We start from the raw sequence: 21,027 nt of genomic DNA on the forward strand, positions 1-21,027 counted from the left end.
CTAAATAATTCAAGTTGCAGGAAGGCGGCAAGGGAGATAATCCCGATGAGCTTACATAAGTAAGTGATTAGGGTTATTGAGTGTAGCCAACACACACGCAGCTTGAAGTATGACGGGTATAAATTGTAATCAACTAAATTGGTTGACCTGATACTGAGCGTGCCAGAAACTTCCCGCGCAATTAAAGAATAAAAAAGTTTTGATTATATCAATACGAAATATACAGGCAGCACGACCAATAAATATCAAGTAATCGACACACCGGTGGTCTGAGAAATAGCAGGCATAAATGCAAAAAGCCCCCGGCATGCGGAGGCTTTTATATTGGATAATAGACTGTTTTAGAACAGTTTTTTAGCTGTGTCGTACCAATCTTCTTTAAATTTACTTTTCTTGTTCTCTGGCGCGATACAAACAGAGATAAGTTCATGCACCATTTTCTCGTTTTGTACACCAACGCAGAAACCACCTTGCGTATAGTCGTGGTCTTCCAACAACAAGTCGACGGCATAAGCACCCATACGGGAAGCCAGAATGCGGTCATAGGCTACTGGTGCACCACCGCGCTGAATGTGGCCTAATACGGTGCCACGGGTTTCACGGCCGGTTTCTTTCTCGATATATTTAGCCAGTTCGTCGATATCATCCAGTTTTTCAGTAATAGCAACGATAGCGTGCTTTTTACCTTTCGCGATGCCAGCTTTGATTTCATCAACCAAATCATCACGTTTAAATTCGACTTCAGGAATAGCAATAAACTCACAACCACCGGCAATGGCAGCCGCCAAAGTCAGGTCACCACAATAACGACCCATCACTTCAACGATAGAGATACGTTGGTGTGAAGAGGAGGTATCACGCAGACGGTCAATCGCTTCAACCACGGTCCCCAGTGCGGTGAAGAAACCGATGGTATAGTCAGTACCGGCCACATCGTTATCGATGGTGCCCGGTAAACCTACACAGTGGATACCACCCTCTTTGGTCAGCAAGTCTGCACCGGCATAAGAACCGTCACCACCGATAACCACCAGGCCATCGATACCACGGTCTTGCATGTTCTTCAGGGCCACTTTACGTTTTTCTGGCTGGCGGAACTCAGGAAAACGCGCAGAACCCAGGAAGGTACCACCACGGTTAATCATATCGGACACACTATAGCGGTCCAGTTTTCTCATGCGATTTTCATACAAGCCCAGGTAGCCATCTTCAATACCGTAAACTTCTAATCCTGCTGACAAAGCGGCACGAACCACCCCACGAATGGCTGCGTTCATACCTGGCGCGTCACCGCCGCTTGTTAGTACACCGATTTTTTTGACCATGACTACCTCTAAACTTGTAGATGCGATTTTTAAAATTCTTTATTTGCTAATTTTGTCTTGCACAAGAGACCCGTACAGAAAACCAGCTTTATGAGATTAATATCGGATATTATAGCAAAAACACCAAGCTGAATTGATTCAAGTCATGCCATCTGGCGGTATTTTCTTCAACACTGAACCATAATGTAACCACAGTTTACCTGTCGTTAATGAAGAAATTATAACTCCCAATGCGCATGGCGCTCTTTCGGCACCACAGAGCAGGGATCTTGATGGATAAGTACATCGGCACCGGGGAATCGGTGCAACAGTGCGCGTTCAACTTCCTCAGCTAAGATATGTGCTTCCATCAATGGCATCATATCTTCCATTTCAAGATGAAGTTGAATAAAGCGTGTTGGCCCCGATTGGCGGGTACGCAGGTCATGAGCACCAATCACGCCCGGCCATGACATCACAATATCAATAATCTGCTGGCGCTCGTCATCAGGCAATGCCCTGTCCAGCAAGGCTTGAACCGCTTCATATCCCATACGTAACGCACTATAGAGAATATAAACACCAATACCCAATGCAAACAACGCATCAGCCCAGTGAAAACCATACCAACTTAATACCAATGCAATAAGAATAGCACCATTCATCATGACGTCAGATTGATAGTGCAACATGTCGGCGCGAATGGCCTGGCTGTGAGTTTTTCGTATCACCCAACGCTGAAAAGTGACTAATATCAATGTACTGAATAATGCAATTAAGGTGACCCAGATACCTATACCTGGATCTTGCACTGGTTGCGGTGACGCCAAATGCTGAAAACCCGTCAGGAACAGGAATAACGCCGAGCCGGAAATAAACATGCTTTGTGCCAGTGCGGCCAGTGACTCAGCCTTGCCATGACCAAAAGTGTGCTCTTCATCGGCGGGTTGCAGAGAGTAACGCACCACAAAAAGGTTTGTCAGAGAAGCGGCCAGATCCACCAGAGAGTCAACCAACGCCGCCAACAAACTTACCGAACCGGTATGCCACCAGGCAAAAATTTTAATAATCAGTAAGGTTGATGCTAGCCCTGTCGCACTGAGCGCGGCAGCTTTAACCAAACGCGCATATTGCGGATCCATAACTTATCCTAAATGATATTTTAGAATTATGAGTATACGGAAATGGCATAAAAAAAGCCCTCCATCATGGAGGGCGAAAGACAGGGATGGTGTCTATGGCAAGGAAAACAGGGTATTACAGGGTACTACTTACTTCTGGGCAGAAGAGGGTTGTGCTGCTGGCGCCTGCTGCATTTTCTCAATGCGCTGCTGGTGCTTTTGGTTCAAGACAGCTTTTTGCTCTGGAGTGAGCAAGTTAAACATTTGGTTACGAACTTTGGCCATTTCGACCTGACGTTCAATCTGGTCCTTGGACATTTTCTCAGCCTGCGCTCTTACCGCAGCTTCATCGAATTTATCGGCGGTAACCAGCTGGTGCATTGCGTCTCTGTCCGCCATATCAAGGCGTGGCTGGCCTTGGCGAGACTGGCGCATCAGGTCACGCATTTGCTGACGCTGTTGTTCTGTCAGATTGACGCCGTCAAACATGTTATGGTGACCGCGACCATCTTTCTTGTTCATCATCGCACTATCACCGTGGCACCAGCTATCAGTGGCCCCGGCCTTATCGGCGGCGAAGGCGGCTTGAGAGCCTAGAACTAACATTGACGCCATGATTAACGTTGTTACTTTAGTTACTTTGCGCATTATTAACTCCTGGGTTCTGTCTGCTAAGCGATTTGCTGCTATGCGATTCAATGTGAAGCAGTCTATCGCTCCTGCTGCAAACAAGCGTCAGCGCATGTAAAACTGGGGTCAGTGCATGTAAAGCTAAGTAAAGTCATGGAATACCGGCAATTGTTAACGTATTTTGCGTCAAGAGGAGAAATAACCATGCATAAAATCCTATTAGTTGATGATGATCGTGAATTGACGTCGCTGTTGAAAGAATTACTGGAAATGGAAGGCTTTAATGTTGTTGTTGCCTATGATGGCGAACAGGCGTTAAACCTGCTGGATAACTCTATCGACTTGTTATTGCTAGATATTATGATGCCGCGTAAAAACGGTATCGAAACTTTGAAAGAATTACGTCAACATCACCAGACCCCTGTCATTATGCTGACTGCTCGTGGCAGTGAATTGGATCGAGTGCTTGGCCTTGAGCTGGGCGCTGATGATTATCTGGCAAAACCGTTTAATGATCGTGAGCTTGTAGCGCGTATCCGTGCCATTTTGCGCCGCTCGAACTGGAGCGAACAACAGCAAAATGTCGATCAAGGTGCGCCAACACTGGACGTTGATTGCCTGCAATTGAACCCAGGCCGTCAAGAGGCTACCTTTGAAGGCCAATCGCTGGAATTGACCGGGACTGAATTTACCTTGCTCTACCTGCTGGCTCAGCATCTCGGTCAGGTAGTCTCGCGGGAGCATCTCAGCCAGGAAGTGCTGGGGAAACGGTTAACACCTTTTGACCGTGCTATTGATATGCACATTTCAAACCTGCGCCGTAAGCTGCCAGATCGCAAAGACGGATTACCTTGGTTTAAAACCCTGCGCGGGCGCGGGTATCTGATGGTCTCTGAAACATGATTAACAGTTTAACGACGCGAATTTTTGCGATTTTCTGGTTCACCTTAGCGCTGGTATTAATGCTGGTATTGATGGTGCCAAAGCTCGACTCGCGTCAACTGACTGCCTTGCTCGACAGTGAACAGCGCCAGGGAACAATGCTCGAGCAACATATCGAAGCTGAACTGGCCAGTGACCCCGCCAATGACCTGATGTGGTGGCGCAGGCTTTATCGCGCCATCGAAAAATGGGCACCACCGGGCCAACATCTCGTGTTAGTCACCACTGAGGGCCGTGTCATTGGCGCTCAACGTCACGAAATGCAAATTGTCCGTAATTTTATCGGCCAGTCGGATAACTCAGATCAGCCGAAAAAGAAGAAATATGGCCGTGTCGAGATGGTCGGCCCCTTCTCTATCCGTGATGGTGAAGATAACTATCAGCTCTATCTGCTGCGCCCGGCCAGTAGCCCGCAATCTGATTTTATCAATTTGATGTTTGACCGCCCGCTGCTGCTATTGATTGTCACCATGCTTATCAGTGCGCCACTGCTGCTATGGTTGGCTTGGAGTCTGGCAAAACCGGCTCGTAAGTTGAAGAATGCCGCCGATGATGTGGCGCGGGGTAATCTGAAACAGCACCCTGAGCTGGAGTCCGGCCCACAAGAGTTTTTGGCCACCGGTGCCAGTTTTAATCAGATGATCAGTGCGCTCGATAGAATGGTTGTGGCCCAACAACGGCTGATTTCTGATATCTCCCATGAGTTGCGCACACCACTTACCCGCCTGCAACTGGCGACCGCGTTGATGCGACGCCGCCATGGTGAGGGGAAAGAGCTGGAACGTATCGAAATGGAAGCACAGCGACTGGATAGCATGATCAATGACTTACTGGTGTTATCTCGTAGCCAACATAAAAACGAGCTACATCGCGAACCCATTAAAGCGAATGATTTATGGTCTGACGTGCTGGAAAATGCCCAGTTTGAAGCGGACCAAATGGGCAAAACGCTGGAAGTCACCGCACCTCCCGGGCCATGGACTCTATTTGGCAATCCCGCAGCACTTGATAGCGCGCTGGAGAATATCGTGCGTAACGCACTGCGTTACTCTCATCATCACATTGCGGTGGCATTCAGCTCTGATAATCAGGGTATTACTATCACTGTCGATGATGATGGCCCCGGTGTTAGCCCGGAAGACCGTGAACAAATATTCCGGCCGTTCTACCGCACTGATGAAGCGCGGGATCGCGAATCGGGTGGCACGGGTTTGGGATTGGCGATTGTCGAAACAGCCGTCAATCAGCATCGCGGATGGGTACGGGCTGAAGATAGCCCATTAGGGGGCTTGCGCTTGATACTGTGGTTGCCGCTGCATCCACTTAAGTCTTAATCTATCGTACCTCTGCCCGATCATCTGGGATCGGGCAGAATTCTGCTATCACGGTTTGCTGACCTCTTCTCCCTGCCCCTCTTTTTCCAGCAACTGCTTTTTGCGCTCAATACCCCAACGATAGCCTGACAACGTACCATCCTGGCGAATAACCCGGTGACAAGGAATAGCAATCGCCAGCATATTGGCAGCACAGGCACCGGCTACCGCACGCACCGCTTTGGGCGAACCTATTCTGGCGGCGATATCAGCATAACTGGCGGTCTCACCTACCGGTATTTCCCGCAGTGCCTGCCACACCCGCTGCTGAAAAGCGGTGCCCTGAATATCCAGTGGCAAATCTAGCCCGAGCTGAGGAGCCTCAACCAACCCCACCACCTGCGCGAACCATTGCTCAAACTCAGCATCGCCGCCAATTAACTCTGCTTGTGGAAACTTATCCTGTAGCTGCTGCACCAACAGCGCTGGGGAGTCGCCCAGCAAGATGGCGCAAATACCCAGCTCACTTTTTGCCATCAGAATCGCACCGAGAGAACTTTCTCCGACGGCAAAATGCAACCTGACATCACGCCCACCACTGCGGTAGCGAGTCGGTGTCATCCCCAACAACTGATTCGATTGCTCATAAAATCGGCCATTAGAGTTATAACCGGCTTCAAAGATAGCGTCAGTTACCGAGCCTTGCCCCGCTAATTGTGCACGAATACGCGCACTGCGCGTTGCACTGGCATATGCCTTAGGGGTCAACCCGGTAATGGCTTTAAATAAACGATGGAAATGAAAAGCACTGAGATTCACCTGCGCCGCTAGCTCATCAAGCTTAAGTGGCGTCTCGGCCTGCTCAATTAAGCGGCATGCCCGACTGATTTTGTCTGCATGCTGCTGTGACAGTGGTAATTCAGTGGGCTGACATCGTTTACAGGGCCGATAACCAGCCTGTTCAGCAGCATGATTATCGGCAAAGAATTCAACATTCTCTGCTTTAGCCTGACGGGACGGGCAAGAGGGGCGACAATAAACACCGGTCGTTTTCACTGCATAAACGAACTGGCCATCGGCTGTTTTATCCCGATTAACGATCGCATCCCAGAATGAATCTTTCGTCCGGATCATGGTAAATACCCCGTTGGTAGTGACTGTGGTAATCAGCATATAAAACCGCCACAGCTTACACTCTCCGCTGCTTGCTTTTAAATTATTGTGCGTGCTACTGACATTAGCAACCGCTGCACAGAGGGGAGGTTTCTGATATCCTGCGCCCCTCATTATTGGGGGACATATGCTTAATATCGTTTTATTTGAACCTGAAATTCCGCCCAATACCGGTAATATCATCCGGTTATGTGCGAATACCGGCTGCCAGCTCCATCTGATTAAACCTTTAGGTTTCACCTGGGATGACAAACGCTTACGCCGTGCAGGTCTTGATTATCATGAGTTTGCCAGTATTAAGCATCACCATGATTATCAGGCCTTTTTAGATTGTGAAAATCTCGACAGTGCGCAGCCTGCCCGATTATTTGCACTAACCACCAAAGGGACACCAGCCCACAGTGCGGTGAATTATCAGGTGAATGATTATCTGCTGTTTGGCCCTGAAACCCGTGGTTTACCTGCCAGTGTTTTGGATGCGTTACCTGCTCAACAGAAAATCAGGATTCCGATGCAAGCTGATAGCCGCAGCATGAACCTGTCAAATGCCGTATCTGTTGTGGTGTACGAAGCCTGGCGGCAATTAGGTTATCCGGGTGCGTTACTGAAAGAGTAGTTTTTTTGACCAAAAAATGTCGGTGGTCGGCTGGCAACTCAATAAAAAGGTGTCTATCCAAAGGCATTGGAGTTGCAGGTAGGCGACAAGTGAATGAGTCCCGATGAGCTTATTTATCTAAGGTCAACGACAAGTAAGTGATTCGGGTGAGCGAACGTAGCCAACACCCCTGCGGCTTCAAGGACGAAGGGGATCAGATGCCGTCGCCGTACTCAAACCCATGGGTAATCCCATTGAAATGCTGGTCCATATCCAATGACGGCTTGTCACTTTCGGGTTTACCAACGATGCGGGCAGGTACCCCTGCTGCGGTGGTATGAGCGGGAACCGCCTGCAATACAACGGACCCGGCACCAATTTTCGCCCCGCGTCCGACCTCGATATTCCCCAAAATTTTTGCCCCAGCCCCAATCATCACACCTTCACGGATCTTCGGATGACGATCGCCGCTGGTTTTACCAGTCCCCCCTAAAGTAACCGATTGCAGGATCGATACATCATTCTCAACTACTGCCGTTTCGCCAATAACAATACCGGTCGCGTGGTCCAACATGATGCCGCAGCCAATGGTAGCCGCAGGGTGGATATCGACCCCAAAAGCAACAGAGACTTGATTTTGAAGGTAAATAGCTAACGCTTTACGATCCTGCGCCCACAACCAATGACCGATACGATAAGCCTGTAAAGCGTGGAAACCTTTGAGATACAACAGTGGTGTAGAGTATTTATCAACGGCCGGGTCACGCAGCCGCACCGCCAGAATATCCCGCGCGGCCGAAACTATCATCTGAGCATCTGCACGATAAGCATCCTCAACCACCTCACGGATGGCAATAGCAGGCATGATCGGATTAGCCAGTTTATTCGCGAGAATATAACTCAGGGCACTGCCTAAATTCTCATGCTTCAATAATGTCGCGTGAAAAAAGCTCGCCAGCATGGGTTCACACTCAGCCAGTGCTCTTGCTTCTGATTTAATGCTACTCCAGACCAGTTCTAACTCTTCTGACGACATTACCTACTCCTGCCCATAAAAAATTGCCCAAGGGAACGACCAAGGCAACTATACCCATATTCGTTGAAGTCACCGCAGTGTTAGCGGCAACACCAATGACTTTAGGTATGTAGTTATTATTTTATTCCGCCAAACCCGCGTAACCGATCAAATGCCGCTTTTCTCATCTTTTTTGGTCCGCCCCAATAAGGTCAATGCCGCTTCACGGGCATTTTTGTGACAATAGAGCACTTGATAGATCTGTTCAGTTATCGGCATTTCAACACCATGGCGCTGGGCTAATGCCAGAACTTCTTTGGTATTGCGGTAACCTTCAACCACCTGACCAATCTTGTCCTGCGCTTCTTGTACGCCTAACCCTTGGCCCAGCATAATACCAAACCGGCGGTTACGAGATTGGTTATCTGTGCAGGTTAGCACCAAATCACCCAAGCCTGCCATGCCCATAAAGGTGGAAGGGTCGGCACCCAATGCAGAACCCAGCCGCGTCATTTCGGCCAAACCTCGGGTTATCAGTGCAGTACGGGCATTCGCGCCAAAACCAATGCCATCGGACATCCCGGCACCAATCGCAATCACGTTTTTCACCGCACCGCCAAGCTGCACCCCGATAAAATCAGCATTACTGTAAACCCGGAAGCTTTTGCCACAGTGCAATAACTGTTGCAGGTCTTCGCTAAATTGCGCATCGGTTGATGCCAGCGCAATTGCCGTCGGTAACCCTGCTGCCAACTCTTTAGCAAAGGTTGGGCCAGACACCACCGCCAGCGGGATAGTTTCACCCAACACTTCGCGCGCCACATCCGCCAGCAAGCGGCCAGTTTCGGCCTCAAGCCCTTTGGTCGCCCAGACGATACGTGCATCTTTGCGTAAATGTGGTTTCAACTGATGCAATACCGCACCGAAGACATGGCTAGGTACCACGACTAACACATCACGGCTGGCTGCCAGCGCACATGCCAGATCGGTTTCCAGTAATAAGGTATCTGGGAAAGGAACATCGGGTAGGAAAGCTTGGTTACAACGATCACGTTGCAAAACCTGAATATGCTTAGGGTCATGACCCCATAACACGACTTGATGGCCATTACGCGCCAGCGTAATGGCTAATGCGGTGCCGTAAGATCCGGCACCGATTACAGTCATTGAAGCATTGATGGTGTTCATCAGGCATCCTGACGTTGTTCAGCACCTTCGCCGTCAGCCTGCTGTTGCAGATAGTTCATGAACAGGGCATCAAAGTTAACCGGTGCCAAATTAAGCTGTGGGAAAGTACCACGAGAAACCAGGCTGGTGATGCATTCGCGAGCATACGGGAACAAAATGTTCGGGCAGTATGCACCTAAGCAATGCGCCAACTGGGTACCATCGATACCCGCGATGGAGAAGATACCACCCTGCTGAACTTCACACAGGAATGCAGTTTCTTCACCCAAAGAGGCGGTTACCGTCACTCGCAGTACCACTTCATACACATCTTCAGCCAGTTGACTAGAAGCAGTATCAAGATCAAGTTTAACTTCTGGTTGCCAATCCTGCTGGAAAACCTGCGGAGCATTTGGTGCTTCGAAAGAGATATCTTTGGTGTAGATACGCTGGATCTGGAAAGCCATCTCTGTGTTGTTTTGTTCGGACATGTGTATAAATACCCTAAGTTAGACGTCTGTATTAAATAGCACTGCCGCCGTGGGCTCTGTCCATCAAATTAATGGGACCCACTGACGAGTTAAAGCAGCGGATCAAGCCCACCGCGCGCATCCAGGGCGTGTAAATCATCACAGCCACCGATATGCTGCCCATCAATAAATACCTGAGGCACAGTCGTCCGCCCACTCCGAGCAATCATCTCTTCGCGTTTGGCCGGATCACTATCAATTGCGATTTCATGGAAAGCAGCACCTTTGTGGTTCAGCAGTGCTTTGGCACGATGGCAGAACGGGCAGGTTGCTTTGGTATAAATCTCAATCTTCGCCATGGATACACCTCAGTTAACATTATAATTTATTGATATAGCGAATTTTTATAACAAATACGGGTACAGCTCAATACTCATATCACTAAAACGCAGGCAATATGATTACTTGCCGCGCGCCAGTGGTAGATTCTCGCCACTCCAACCGGAGATACCTTCTTTCAAGGTAAATACGCGTTCAAAGCCTGCTTTGTTCAGCAGTTCAGCCGAAGCACGAGAGGTTGTCCCAGTAGCACAAACCACAATGATAGGCTGTGCTTTGTGTTTTTCCAATTCAGCCAAATTACCGTTTTTAATGTCGCTTGGCAGCAAATTAATAGAACTGGCGATATGGCCTTTGCGATAATCATCACGTGTGCGGATATCAACCACAACCGCATCTTCTTTGTTAATCAGACGCGTCGCTTCACCACGGGTAATCTCTTTCACTTTAGAGAGAGAGGTTTTAAAGCTGGTGAAAATTACGGCGACGAACAACGCCACCCAGGCCAGACTCAAAACCGGATGCTGGCTAATGAATTGCATAATTTCTTGCAACATGGGGGTAAAAACTCCCGTTAGTTAGGGGATAATATTCAAGGTCACAGAGTATACCTGCGCGTTGCGGCAAATACAGCCAATATGCAAGTGCTATTGCAGAAACTGCGAGCCATTTCGGAAACTTTTGTCGTCTAAATGATGACAATTACGCAAAACCCCACGCCAATGTTGATCTCTTTGGGCTATTTTTAACCGGTTTTGTAGTAAATTACCGCCTTCGTTCTGGCGGTGTAAATACGTTAACGTAAATAGCCGAGTGTACATAGCCGCGCATATCGTTGGATGTTCGCTGCTATTTGACACTTGGACTTATAAGAAAGAGGTTATGCAATGTCGAGCACTAAAAAACCACTGGTACTGACTATTCTTGATGGCTACGGTCACCGCGAAGAACAGCAGGATAATGCCATTCTGAATGCTAAAACGCCGGTTATGGACCGTTTATGGCAGCAACAGCCTCATACTTTAATTGCCGCGTCCGGTCTGGATGTTGGCCTGCCAGATGGGCAAATGGGTAACTCTGAAGTGGGCCACGTCAACCTGGGAGCTGGTCGCATTGTTTATCAGGACTTGACCCGTCTCGACAAAGAGATCAAAGACGGCGACTTTTTCACTAACTCAACCTTAACAGCAGCGATTGATAAAGCGGTTAAAGCAGGCAAAGCGGTCCACATTATGGGTCTGTTATCTGCCGGTGGTGTACACAGCCACGAAGACCACATTCTGGCGATGGTTGAACTGGCCGCCAAACGCGGTGCGACGGCTATTTATCTGCACGCATTCCTCGATGGACGTGATACTCCGCCGCGCAGTGCTGAGTCTTCACTGAAACGATTCACTGAGAAATTTGCCGCACTGGGTAAAGGCCGCATCGCTTCTATTATTGGTCGTTACTATGCGATGGACCGTGATAACCGCTGGGATCGCGTACAACTGGCTTACGATTTGCTGACTCAGGCAAAAGGTGAATTCACCGTCGATAACGCCGTCGCAGGTCTGCAAGCAGCCTATGCCCGTGATGAAAACGATGAATTTGTCCGACCAACTGTCATTCAGGCGGCTGGCGAAGCCGATGCGGCGATGAACGATGGCGACGCGCTGATCTTCATGAACTTCCGCGCTGACCGCGCCCGTCAAATCACCCGCAGCTTTGTTAATGCCGATTTTGACGGTTTCAAACGCGATAAAGTAGTTAATTTCGGCGATTTCGTTATGCTGACCGAATATGCAGCGGATATTAAAGTAGCCTGCGCTTACCCACCAGCATCACTACAGAATACCTTCGGTGAGTGGCTGATGAAGCATGACAAAACCCAGTTACGTATTTCCGAAACTGAAAAGTATGCTCACGTCACTTTCTTCTATAACGGCGGCGTTGAAGAACCATTTAAAGGCGAAGACCGTATCCTGATCAACTCACCGAAAGTGGCCACTTATGACCTGCAACCGGAAATGAGTTCAGCAGAACTGACGGAGAAACTGGTCGGCGCTATCGGCAGTGGCAAATATGATGTGATAATTTGTAACTATCCGAACGGCGATATGGTTGGTCATACCGGTGATTACGATGCTGCGGTGAAAGCAGTAGAAACACTGGATAATTGTATTGAACAAGTGGTTGCTGCCGTAAAAGCCGCCGATGGCCAATTGCTTATCACCGCCGACCACGGCAACGCTGAGCAGATGCGCGACCCGGCAACCGGTCAGGCCCATACCGCCCATACCAGCCTGCCTGTGCCACTGATTTATGTCGGCAATAAAGGGGTTAAAGCGGTGGAAGGTGGCAAACTTTCAGATATCGCACCAACCATGCTGTCACTGATGGAAATGGAAATCCCGCAAGAGATGACTGGTAAGCCGCTGTTCATCGTGGAATAATCCTTCGTTATGAAGGAAAAGGCGTCATTTGCAAAATTAATGGTTACGGAAGATGCCATTACCACCAGCCGAGATACAGTTTCTCGGCTGTCCGGTCAGTTGGTGCGTCGCCCGTGGTCAGCACTGTACGCCAGCGTTTTTTGCGCTGGCGTATTGCTATTGCCATTATCCAGCACGGCAGCAGATGCCCCCGCTACAGCAAAAACCGCACAGAGCAAAGACCAGTTGAAGACCATTCAGCAGGATATTGCCGAAAAAGAAAAAAGTGTTCAGCAACAAAAACAGCAACGCAGTTCATTGCTGGATCAGTTGAAACAACAGGAAAATACCATTGCTCAGGCCAGCCGCAGCCTGCGTGACACCCAAGGTACCCTGACTGAGTTGGACCAAGAAATCTCCCGTCTCACCTCCTCGATTGAGAAACTCGAGAGTAAACAATCCCAGCAACAAAATATTCTGTCTAAACAACTTGATGCTGCCTTTAAACAGGGCCAACACAGTGGTTTACAGCTTATTTTAAGTGGCGAAGAGAGCCAGCGTAGTGAGCGTATTCTGGCTTATTTCAGTTACCTCAATGAAGCCCGACAGCAATCCATTGAAGAGCTGAAACAGACTCGTACCCATCTCTCTGCCGAGAAAAAAACGCTGGAGCAAAAGCAAAATCAGCAAAAAACCGTGTTGAATGAGCAGAAAACTCAGCAGCAAAAACTGGAACAAGCACGTACCGCACGCAAGAAAACCCTGACCTCGCTGGAAGCTTCACTGGAAAAAGATCAGCAAGGCCTGGCTGAGTTAAAACTAAACGAAACCCGCTTGCGTGATCAAATAGCCAAAGCAGAACGAGAAGCGAAAGCTCGCGCCGAACGAGAGGCCAAAGAAGCCGCTCGGGTACGCGAACAGATAAAAGTTAAAGAACAACAAGCCAAGAAAACCGGTTCTAGCTACAAACCAAGTGAAAGTGAGCGCTCATTAATGGCACGCACTGGCGGCCTTGGTCGCCCGGATGGGCAAGCTGTCTGGCCGGTCCGTGGTAATGTAACTCATCGTTTCGGTGAAGCCTTACAAGGTGAACTACGCTGGAAAGGCATGGTTATCTCCGCACCAGAAGGCAGTGAAGTAAAAGCGATCGCCGATGGCCGCGTCTTATTGGCTGACTGGCTGCAAGGCTATGGTTTGGTTGTGGTTATCGAACATGGTAGAGGGGATATGAGTTTGTATGGCTACAATCAGAGTGCACTAGTCAATGTGGGTGCTCAGGTGAAAGCTGGCCAACCGATCGCCCTTGTTGGTACCAGTGGCGGCCAGGGTGAGCCATCACTCTATTTCGAAATCCGCCGTCAGGGACAAGCTGTTAACCCACAACCTTGGTTAGGACGATAGCGAACAACCTTAGGGAACTTGTATTGCACTATTTCAACACACGTCGATTTATCATCGTAAGCACCCTACTCATCGCTAACGCCGCACAGGCGGGCAAACTTTCTATTGTGATTGATGACTTTGGTTATCGCCCCCAGAACGAAAACAAGATTTTACAGATGCCATTGCCTATTTCGGTGGCTATCCTGCCGAATGCACCTTATGCCAGAGAGATGGCCGTCAAAGCCCATAATCAAGGGCGCGAAATACTGATTCATTTGCCGATGGCTCCCCTAAGTAAACAACCGCTGGAGCGCGATACATTACAGCCATCAATGAGCAGCGAAGAAATTCAGCGCATCATGCGCCAGGCGGTGAATAATGTCCCCTATGCCAAGGGCATGAATAACCATATGGGCAGCGCGATGACTTCCAGTTTCTCCGGCATGCAGAAAGTGATGCAGGAGCTGGACCACTATCAGCTCTATTTCCTCGATAGCGTGACCATCGGTAATAGCCAGGCGAGCCGTGCCGCAGAGGGGACTCAGGTTAAGGTCATTAAGCGCAAAGTCTTTTTGGATGACTCACAAAATGAAGCGACGATCCGCCAACAGTTTAACCGTGCGGTAGAACTGGCTCGTCGTAATGGTTCGGCTATTGCTATCGGGCACCCCCATCCGGCCACCATTAAAGTGCTGCAACAAATGTTGCCTCAGTTACCTGCTGATATCGTATTAGTCCGGCCAAGTGCACTTCTTAATGAGCCGGTACAAAACAATACGCAAAATAACAGTGGCGGCATGTTGTCGGGTAAAACCAAACTACCTGGCTCAACCCAAGGCGAGCGCCTGAAAGCTATCAAGCAATGCAAAGCGAAAGAGGGCTATGTAGCGGAGAAAATCTACGCAGACAGGATGTTTAGCATCATCGGTGAGAGCTTGATGCAAAGCCCTGCAATGATATTTGTCCAAAAGCATTGGCAGCAATATTTCCCACCAGCAGCGCCAGTTATTCCGGTTGATAAACCAAAAGCAGATAAGCCTTAATAAAACGGGGCAATCATCACCTGACTGCCCCGCTCTCAATCCTGCAACTTCAAGGCCGAAGGACGTTCCCAAAGTCATTGAAGGTGCAGGTAGGCGGCCAGCAAACTCATCCCGATGAGCTTATTCATGTAAGGTCAACTACAAGTAAGTGATTCGGGTAACAAATCTGTCGGGAGCAGATTTGAACGCTGCTTGCAGCGGCCTCGCAGAGGCGAGGCCCATGGATGGGCCGAGTAACGTGCGCAGCCAACACCCCTGCAACTTCAAGGCCGAAGGGCGTTCCCAAAGTCATTGAAGGTGCAGGTAGGCGGCCAGCAAACTCATCCCGATGAGCTTACATAAGTAAGTGATTCGGGTTAGTGTGCGCAGCCAACACCCCTGCAACTTCAAGGCCGAAGGGAATATTTTAGTCCCAGCTTAAAATCACTTTACCCGACTTACCCGAACGCATCGCATCAAACCCTTGCTGGAACTCATCGATAGAGAAACGATGAGTGATAATCGGGGTTAAATCCAAGCCAGATTGAATTAGTGCTGCCATTTTGTACCAGGTTTCAAACATTTCACGGCCATATATCCCTTTGATAAACAGCCCTTTGAAGATCACCTGATTCCAGTCGATAGACATATCAGAGGGAGGTATCCCCAGCATTGCGATACGCCCACCATGATTCATTGAGTTAAGTAATGAACGGAACGCCGGTGGCGCACCTGACATTTCCAGACCGACATCAAACCCTTCAGTCATGCCCAGTTCAGCCATCACATCCGTCAGATTCTCTTTACTAACGTTAACGGCACGGGTTACACCCATTTTACGCGCCAGATCCAGGCGATATTCATTCACATCAGTGATTACGACATGGCGAGCGCCAACATGCTTACACACGGCAGCAGCCATGATACCAATCGGGCCAGCACCGGAAACCAGTACATCTTCACCCACTAAATCAAAGGATAACGCGGTATGCACCGCATTGCCGAAGGGGTCAAAAATAGCGGCTAGCTCATCAGAAATATTGTCTGGAATTTTGAACGCATTGAAGGCAGGAATGACCAGATACTCAGCAAAAGAACCCGGCCGGTTAACCCCAACCCCCACGGTATTACGGCACAAATGAGTACGACCGCCACGGCAATTACGGCAATGACCGCAGGTAATATGACCCTCGCCAGACACCCGATCACCAATATTAAAGCCTTTCACTTCCTGACCAATGGCGACAACTTCACCAACATATTCGTGGCCAACCACCATTGGGACGGGGATCGTTTTTTGCGACCATTCATCCCAATTATAAATATGCACATCGGTACCACAGATAGCGGTTTTGCGAATTTTGATCATGATATCGTTGTGCCCCAGCTCTGGTGGCGGCACATCGGTCATCCAGATACCTTCTTCGGCCTTCAGTTTAGATAATGCTTTCATGAACATTCCTTACGCAATAACGTTAAGTTGTTTGCCAATACGCACAAAGGCTTCAATAGCCCGCTCGACTTGCTCTGTCGTATGATCAGCCGACATTTGGGTACGAATACGAGCCTGACCTTTTGGCACCACCGGATAGAAGAAGCCGGTGACGTAAATACCTTCTTTCAGCAAGGCATTGGCAAATTTTTGCGCAAGTGCCGCATCACCGAGCATGACAGGAATGATGGCATGATCAGCGCCAGCCAATGTGAATCCGGCGGCACTCATTTTCTCGCGGAATAAACGCGCATTCGACCATAAGCGATCACGCAGTTCAGCGCCGTCTTCCAATAGCGATAACACTTCAATAGAAGCCGCTACTATTGCTGGAGCTAATGAGTTTGAGAACAAGTAAGGCCGTGAACGCTGACGCAACCACTCAACCACTTCTTTGCGGCCAGCGGTATAACCGCCTGACGCCCCACCCAGTGCTTTACCCAAAGTACCGGTGATAATATCAACGCGATCCATTACTTCGCAGTATTCATGAGTACCACGACCATTAGCCCCCACAAAGCCCACAGCATGGGAGTCATCGACCATCACTAATGCCTGATACTCATCCGCCAAATCACAAACACCTTTCAGGTTGGCAATGACACCATCCATGGAGAACACACCGTCAGTGGCAATCATAATATGACGCGCACCATCTGCTTTGGCTTGTTTGAGTTGGACTTCCAGTTCGCTCATATCGTTATTGGCATAACGGTAGCGCTTGGCTTTACATAACCGTACACCATCAATGATTGAAGCATGATTCAGCGCATCAGAAATAATGGCATCTTCTGGCCCCAGCAGGGTTTCAAACAAACCGCCGTTAGCATCAAAACAAGAAGAGTAAAGAATGGCATCTTCCATACCGAGGAAACTGGCCAGCTTCTGCTCTAGCTCTTTATGTGTGTCTTGCGTACCACAAATAAAACGAACCGACGCCATACCAAAACCATGAGTATCCATGCCTTGCTTAGCGGCTGCGATAAGCCTTGGGTGGTTGGCCAGGCCCAAATAATTATTGGCACAGAAATTAATAACACGGCTTCCATCAGCTACAGCAATGTCTGCTTGCTGGGCGGTGGTGATAATTCGCTCGTTTTTATACAACCCTTCAGCACGGGTAGTTATGAGTTGTTGTTCTAATTGCTGATAAAAAGGGTGTCGATTAAATGGCTGGGACATTCAGTTATCTCCAAGATGGGCAATTTCACAGTACATTTTACTGATTAGTGAGTGAACTGACGAGGAACCTTGTCTTATATTATAAAAAATGCAGTACATATCACGGTGAACAATCCTAAAGCACATAGAAACCGTGAGATTAAGCCCCTTGCGGCTGTGCGCTATCCTATGAAATGTTATGATAACGCCAACTAGAGTGTGGGGCATTGTGCCCGACCAAGAAGATTAGCAAGGGTGAACCTGATGATTATCGTCACTGGCGGCGCCGGTTTCATTGGCAGCAATATCGTTAAGGCACTGAATAATATCGGTTATAAAGATATTCTGGTTGTTGATAACCTGAAAGACGGCACTAAATTCGTCAATTTGGTTGATCTGGATATCGCTGATTACATGGATAAAGAAGATTTTGTCGCCAGTATCGTTGCCGGTGATGACATGGGTGATATTGATGCTATTTTCCATGAGGGTGCCTGTTCTTCCACCACCGAGTGGGATGGCAAGTACATGATGGATAACAACTATCAATACTCTAAAGATATCCTGCACTTCTGTCTGGATCGCGGCATTCCGTTCTTATATGCCTCTTCTGCTGCCACTTACGGTGGGCGTACCGATAATTTCATCGAAGATCGTCAGTACGAACAACCACTTAACGTTTATGGTTATTCCAAATTCTTGTTTGATCAGTATGTGCGCGAGATTCTGCCGCAAGCTGATTCGCAAATTTGTGGTTTCCGTTATTTCAACGTTTATGGCCCACGCGAAGGGCACAAAGGCAGCATGGCAAGCGTTGCCTTCCACCTGAATAACCAGATCAATGCGGGTGAGAATCCTAAACTCTTCTCCGGCAGTGAAAACTTCAAACGCGATTTCATCTATGTGGGTGATGTGGCTGACGTTAACCTGTGGTTCTGGCAAAACAATGTCTCCGGCATTTTCAACTGTGGTACCGGTCGCGCAGAATCTTTCCAGGCGGTTGCCGATGCGGTAGTAGACTTCCACCACAGTGGACCTGTGGAATACATTGAATTCCCTGAAAAACTGAAAGGTCGTTATCAGGCATACACCCAAGCTGACCTCACCAAGTTGCGTGCTGCGGGTTACGACAAACCGTTCAAAACCGTCGCTGAAGGCGTCAACGAATACCTGGCCTGGCTCAATCGCTCAGTCTAAATTACTTGCTGCAAGGAATTGATAAACGGTATGAAAATACTGGTCATCGGCCCTTCTTGGGTTGGCGATATGATGATGTCGCAAAGTCTTTACCGTACCCTGAAGGCCGAATATCCGGCAGCAGATATTGATGTGATGGCACCCGCATGGTGCCGTCCGCTTTTGGCCAGAATGCCAGAAGTGCGTCATGCAATCCCCATGCCCTTAGGCCATGGGGCTTTTGCTTTTGATGAACGTCGTCGCTTGGGTTTAGCCTTACGTGAAACCGGCTATGACCGTGCCTATGTGCTGCCAAACTCATTTAAATCCGCCCTAATACCTTATTTTTCAGGGATTAAGCAACGCATTGGCTGGCGTGGCGAAATGCGCTACTTCTTGCTCAATGATATGCGTATCTTGGATAAACAAGCCTTCCCTATGATGGTTCAGCGCTATGTCGCACTGGCCTATGATAAAGAAAAAATCCATTCAGCCGACGATTTACCGCAACCTTTGCTATGGCCGCAATTGCAGGTTCGGGATGAAGAAATTGCCGAGATTACTGCGTCATTCAATTTGACAGATAACCGGCCAATCGTGGGTTTCTGCCCAGGCGCTGAGTTTGGCCCGGCAAAACGCTGGCCACATTATCACTATGCCACTCTGGCCCAGAAACTGATTGATACTGGCTATCAAGTCGTCCTATTAGGCTCAGCTAAAGATAATGAAGCCGGTGAAGAGATCCGCCAGACTTTGGGCGAAAATTCCCGCGAATTCTGCCTCAATCTGGCAGGGCAAACCTCGCTGGAGCAAGCGGTGGTATTGATTGCAGCCTGTAGTGCGGTAGTCAGTAATGACTCCGGTTTAATGCATGTTGCTGCTGCATTAAATAAGCCATTAGTGGCCTTATATGGCCCAAGCAGCCCGGACTTCACCCCACCACTGTCTGATAAAGCCACGGTCATTCGCCTCATTACCGGCTATCACAAAGTGCGCAAAGGCGATAGCGCGCAGGGCTATCATCAGAGTTTGATTGATATCCAGCCAGAACAAGTGATGGCGGCCCTTGAGAAACAATTATCGGCTCGCCAAAGCACTGTCAGTGAGGCCGATTAATGCATGTCTTGATCGTTAAAACCTCTTCAATGGGCGACGTTTTACACACGTTGCCCGCACTGACCGATGCAATGAATGCTATGCCAGATATTCGCTTTGATTGGGTGGTAGAGGAAGGGTTCAGCCAAATACCCAGTTGGCACCCGGCGGTGGATCGAGTGATTCCGGTTGCTATCCGCCGTTGGCGTAAGAATTGGTTTGGTAGTGATACCCGGCAGGAACGCTGTGATTTTAAACGTGTTGTGCAGCAGCGCCGTTATGATGTGGTGATTGATGCTCAGGGGCTAATTAAAAGTGCCGCACTGATTACTCGTATCGCCAAAGGGGTTAGACATGGCCCAGATTGCAAAAGTGCCCGCGAACCCTTTGCCAGTTGGTTTTATAACTGCCGTCATGAGATTGAGACTAAACAACATGCTGTTGAGCGCATACGCCAACTGTTTGCCAAAAGCCTTGGCTATGACAAACCTGACAGCTATGGCGATTATGCTATCGCGCAGCGCTTTTTAAGCCAATTACCCAGCGATGCTGGTCAGTATTTGGTTTTTCTGCACGCAACAACCAGAGACAGCAAGCACTGGCCTGAAAGCCATTGGCTGCAATTGATCGAGCTGGTTGCACCCACCGGTTTAAAAATCAAGTTACCATGGGGGGCGGAACATGAGTATCAACGCGCGTTACGATTAGCGGAGCATTTTCCGCATGTTGAGGTCTTGCCTAAACTCAGCCTCCAGCAGGTGGCAGAGGTTCTGGCGGGTGCAAAAGCCGTCGTTTCCGTTGATACCGGCCTCAGCCACCTAACCGCAGCGTTGGATCGCCCCAATATTACCCTGTTCGGCCCAACTGACCCTGGGTTAATTGGTGGCTACGGGAAAAACCAGATTGCGGTGATTTCCGAACAAAAAAGCATGGATACTATTACGGCTGAAACTATTATGGCGCGATTGGAAGCACTGATTTCATAAGCGACTATTGTTTGTTTTCCGTGATTTATTCACGCCAGGAATTCTATCTGCCAGTATTTATCATGTAATAACAAGCGACTCTGGTAATTATCAGACTCGCTTGTTATGGGTTGTCTGATTATCTTTCTAACCTATTATCCAACAAGAGATGGCGGCTAATACATAGCTTCAATTAACATCAACGTCTGACTGTTAAGAATCTCTAATTAATTATTTAAATAAGTAATAG

General features: G+C 48.8%; 20 protein-coding genes. 9 read left to right on the plus strand and 11 right to left on the minus strand.

Going from position 1 to position 21,027, the window contains the following annotated elements:
• Positions 1 to 341: 341 nt before the first annotated feature.
• The 3 genes from pfkA to cpxP form a co-directional block, all read right to left on the minus strand.
• A complete protein-coding gene (gene pfkA / locus V1952_RS10700; RefSeq protein WP_420074729.1) occupies positions 342 to 1,325 on the minus strand; it encodes a 6-phosphofructokinase in 984 nt (327 codons plus the stop codon).
• Positions 1,326 to 1,543: 218 nt separating this feature from the next.
• A complete protein-coding gene (gene fieF / locus V1952_RS10705) occupies positions 1,544 to 2,446 on the minus strand; it encodes a CDF family cation-efflux transporter FieF (protein WP_372560129.1) in 903 nt (300 codons plus the stop codon).
• 129 nt (positions 2,447 to 2,575) lie between these two features.
• Positions 2,576 to 3,073: a cell-envelope stress modulator CpxP gene (cpxP, locus tag V1952_RS10710; RefSeq protein WP_372560130.1), complete on the minus strand. Its 498-nt coding sequence runs from the start codon at positions 3,071 to 3,073 to the stop codon at positions 2,576 to 2,578.
• 186 nt (positions 3,074 to 3,259) lie between these two features.
• Between cpxP and cpxR the strand changes: the two genes are divergently transcribed.
• Both cpxR and cpxA read left to right on the plus strand, forming a co-directional pair.
• Positions 3,260 to 3,958, plus strand: coding sequence for an envelope stress response regulator transcription factor CpxR (gene cpxR / locus V1952_RS10715; protein ID WP_005190576.1), 699 nt, complete (start codon positions 3,260 to 3,262; stop codon positions 3,956 to 3,958).
• Positions 3,955 to 5,331, plus strand: coding sequence for an envelope stress sensor histidine kinase CpxA (cpxA, locus tag V1952_RS10720; RefSeq protein WP_372560131.1), 1,377 nt, complete (start codon positions 3,955 to 3,957; stop codon positions 5,329 to 5,331). Before cpxR ends, cpxA begins: the two co-directional genes overlap by 4 nt.
• A 48-nt stretch (positions 5,332 to 5,379) precedes the next feature.
• On the opposite strand, the gene ada is transcribed toward cpxA, so the two are convergent.
• A complete protein-coding gene (gene ada / locus V1952_RS10725) occupies positions 5,380 to 6,483 on the minus strand; it encodes a bifunctional DNA-binding transcriptional regulator/O6-methylguanine-DNA methyltransferase Ada (protein WP_420074730.1) in 1,104 nt (367 codons plus the stop codon).
• Between the two features lie 127 nt (positions 6,484 to 6,610).
• On the opposite strand from ada, the gene trmL reads away from it, so the two are divergent.
• The gene (gene trmL, locus V1952_RS10730) at positions 6,611 to 7,099 is read left to right on the plus strand and encodes a tRNA (uridine(34)/cytosine(34)/5-carboxymethylaminomethyluridine(34)-2'-O)-methyltransferase TrmL (protein ID WP_420074731.1); all 489 of its coding nucleotides are present in this window, start codon (positions 6,611 to 6,613) and stop codon (positions 7,097 to 7,099) included.
• 193 nt (positions 7,100 to 7,292) lie between these two features.
• On the opposite strand, the gene cysE is transcribed toward trmL, so the two are convergent.
• The 5 genes from cysE to V1952_RS10755 form a co-directional block, all read right to left on the minus strand.
• Positions 7,293 to 8,114: a serine O-acetyltransferase gene (gene cysE / locus V1952_RS10735; RefSeq protein WP_005190588.1), complete on the minus strand. Its 822-nt coding sequence runs from the start codon at positions 8,112 to 8,114 to the stop codon at positions 7,293 to 7,295.
• A gap of 147 nt (positions 8,115 to 8,261) precedes the next feature.
• Complete coding sequence (gene gpsA, locus V1952_RS10740; RefSeq protein ID WP_420074732.1) at positions 8,262 to 9,281, minus strand: NAD(P)H-dependent glycerol-3-phosphate dehydrogenase; 1,020 nt, start codon at positions 9,279 to 9,281, stop codon at positions 8,262 to 8,264.
• Positions 9,281 to 9,751 carry a protein-export chaperone SecB gene (gene secB / locus V1952_RS10745; RefSeq protein WP_032907531.1) on the minus strand — a complete coding sequence of 157 codons (471 nt, stop codon included), beginning with the start codon at positions 9,749 to 9,751 and terminating at the stop codon, positions 9,281 to 9,283. The genes gpsA and secB overlap by 1 nt, the downstream gene beginning before the upstream one ends.
• A gap of 89 nt (positions 9,752 to 9,840) precedes the next feature.
• Positions 9,841 to 10,089 (minus strand): glutaredoxin 3, encoded by a 249-nt coding sequence (gene grxC / locus V1952_RS10750; protein WP_083161740.1) that lies wholly within the window; start codon positions 10,087 to 10,089, stop codon positions 9,841 to 9,843.
• A gap of 102 nt (positions 10,090 to 10,191) precedes the next feature.
• Positions 10,192 to 10,626 (minus strand): rhodanese-like domain-containing protein, encoded by a 435-nt coding sequence (locus V1952_RS10755; protein WP_005190598.1) that lies wholly within the window; start codon positions 10,624 to 10,626, stop codon positions 10,192 to 10,194.
• Between the two features lie 330 nt (positions 10,627 to 10,956).
• Between V1952_RS10755 and gpmM the strand changes: the two genes are divergently transcribed.
• From gpmM to V1952_RS10770, 3 genes are read left to right on the plus strand one after another with little or no spacing between them, the layout of a single operon-like run.
• Positions 10,957 to 12,504, plus strand: a complete 1,548-nt coding sequence (gene gpmM / locus V1952_RS10760; RefSeq protein ID WP_083161736.1) for a 2,3-bisphosphoglycerate-independent phosphoglycerate mutase — start codon at positions 10,957 to 10,959, stop codon at positions 12,502 to 12,504.
• 9 nt (positions 12,505 to 12,513) lie between these two features.
• Positions 12,514 to 13,884 (plus strand): murein hydrolase activator EnvC, encoded by a 1,371-nt coding sequence (envC, locus tag V1952_RS10765; protein ID WP_420071555.1) that lies wholly within the window; start codon positions 12,514 to 12,516, stop codon positions 13,882 to 13,884.
• 23 nt (positions 13,885 to 13,907) lie between these two features.
• Positions 13,908 to 14,909 carry a divergent polysaccharide deacetylase family protein gene (locus V1952_RS10770; RefSeq protein WP_420074733.1) on the plus strand — a complete coding sequence of 334 codons (1,002 nt, stop codon included), beginning with the start codon at positions 13,908 to 13,910 and terminating at the stop codon, positions 14,907 to 14,909.
• Positions 14,910 to 15,315: 406 nt separating this feature from the next.
• On the opposite strand, the gene tdh is transcribed toward V1952_RS10770, so the two are convergent.
• Together tdh and kbl are read right to left on the minus strand one after the other, a co-directional pair.
• Entirely contained in the window at positions 15,316 to 16,341 is a 1,026-nt protein-coding gene (tdh, locus tag V1952_RS10775) for an L-threonine 3-dehydrogenase (protein WP_420071554.1), read from the minus strand.
• Between the two features lie 9 nt (positions 16,342 to 16,350).
• Positions 16,351 to 17,562 carry a glycine C-acetyltransferase gene (kbl, locus tag V1952_RS10780; protein ID WP_083161726.1) on the minus strand — a complete coding sequence of 404 codons (1,212 nt, stop codon included), beginning with the start codon at positions 17,560 to 17,562 and terminating at the stop codon, positions 16,351 to 16,353.
• Between the two features lie 243 nt (positions 17,563 to 17,805).
• Between kbl and rfaD the strand changes: the two genes are divergently transcribed.
• The 3 genes from rfaD to rfaC are packed head-to-tail and all read left to right on the plus strand — an operon-like array spanning position 17,806 to position 20,798.
• On the plus strand, positions 17,806 to 18,738 hold the full coding sequence (rfaD, locus tag V1952_RS10785) for an ADP-glyceromanno-heptose 6-epimerase (protein ID WP_083161724.1): 933 nt from the start codon (positions 17,806 to 17,808) through the stop codon (positions 18,736 to 18,738).
• A gap of 30 nt (positions 18,739 to 18,768) precedes the next feature.
• Positions 18,769 to 19,833 (plus strand): ADP-heptose--LPS heptosyltransferase RfaF, encoded by a 1,065-nt coding sequence (rfaF, locus tag V1952_RS10790; RefSeq protein WP_083161722.1) that lies wholly within the window; start codon positions 18,769 to 18,771, stop codon positions 19,831 to 19,833.
• Positions 19,833 to 20,798 (plus strand): lipopolysaccharide heptosyltransferase RfaC, encoded by a 966-nt coding sequence (rfaC, locus tag V1952_RS10795; protein WP_372560140.1) that lies wholly within the window; start codon positions 19,833 to 19,835, stop codon positions 20,796 to 20,798. Before rfaF ends, rfaC begins: the two co-directional genes overlap by 1 nt.
• Positions 20,799 to 21,027 lie beyond the last annotated feature (229 nt).

This window comes from Yersinia sp. 2542 StPb PI (assembly GCF_048593855.1).
Classification (GTDB): domain Bacteria; phylum Pseudomonadota; class Gammaproteobacteria; order Enterobacterales; family Enterobacteriaceae; genus Yersinia; species Yersinia enterocolitica_E.

Bases quoted from the DNA above. Each gene is read 5' to 3' on its own strand.
- pfkA (WP_420074729.1), bottom strand. From the start codon at position 1,325: ATGGTCAAAAAAATCGGTGTACTAACAAGCGGCGGTGACGCGCCAGGT.
- fieF (WP_372560129.1), bottom strand. From the start codon at position 2,446: ATGGATCCGCAATATGCGCGTTTGGTTAAAGCTGCCGCGCTCAGTGCG.
- cpxP (WP_372560130.1), bottom strand. From the start codon at position 3,073: ATGCGCAAAGTAACTAAAGTAACAACGTTAATCATGGCGTCAATGTTA.
- cpxR (WP_005190576.1), top strand. From the start codon at position 3,260: ATGCATAAAATCCTATTAGTTGATGATGATCGTGAATTGACGTCGCTG.
- cpxA (WP_372560131.1), top strand. From the start codon at position 3,955: ATGATTAACAGTTTAACGACGCGAATTTTTGCGATTTTCTGGTTCACC.
- ada (WP_420074730.1), bottom strand. From the start codon at position 6,483: ATGCTGATTACCACAGTCACTACCAACGGGGTATTTACCATGATCCGG.
- trmL (WP_420074731.1), top strand. From the start codon at position 6,611: ATGCTTAATATCGTTTTATTTGAACCTGAAATTCCGCCCAATACCGGT.
- cysE (WP_005190588.1), bottom strand. From the start codon at position 8,114: ATGTCGTCAGAAGAGTTAGAACTGGTCTGGAGTAGCATTAAATCAGAA.
- gpsA (WP_420074732.1), bottom strand. From the start codon at position 9,281: ATGAACACCATCAATGCTTCAATGACTGTAATCGGTGCCGGATCTTAC.
- secB (WP_032907531.1), bottom strand. From the start codon at position 9,751: ATGTCCGAACAAAACAACACAGAGATGGCTTTCCAGATCCAGCGTATC.
- grxC (WP_083161740.1), bottom strand. From the start codon at position 10,089: ATGGCGAAGATTGAGATTTATACCAAAGCAACCTGCCCGTTCTGCCAT.
- V1952_RS10755 (WP_005190598.1), bottom strand. From the start codon at position 10,626: ATGTTGCAAGAAATTATGCAATTCATTAGCCAGCATCCGGTTTTGAGT.
- gpmM (WP_083161736.1), top strand. From the start codon at position 10,957: ATGTCGAGCACTAAAAAACCACTGGTACTGACTATTCTTGATGGCTAC.
- envC (WP_420071555.1), top strand. From the start codon at position 12,514: ATGAAGGAAAAGGCGTCATTTGCAAAATTAATGGTTACGGAAGATGCC.
- tdh (WP_420071554.1), bottom strand. From the start codon at position 16,341: ATGAAAGCATTATCTAAACTGAAGGCCGAAGAAGGTATCTGGATGACC.
- kbl (WP_083161726.1), bottom strand. From the start codon at position 17,562: ATGTCCCAGCCATTTAATCGACACCCTTTTTATCAGCAATTAGAACAA.
- rfaD (WP_083161724.1), top strand. From the start codon at position 17,806: ATGATTATCGTCACTGGCGGCGCCGGTTTCATTGGCAGCAATATCGTT.
- rfaF (WP_083161722.1), top strand. From the start codon at position 18,769: ATGAAAATACTGGTCATCGGCCCTTCTTGGGTTGGCGATATGATGATG.
- rfaC (WP_372560140.1), top strand. From the start codon at position 19,833: ATGCATGTCTTGATCGTTAAAACCTCTTCAATGGGCGACGTTTTACAC.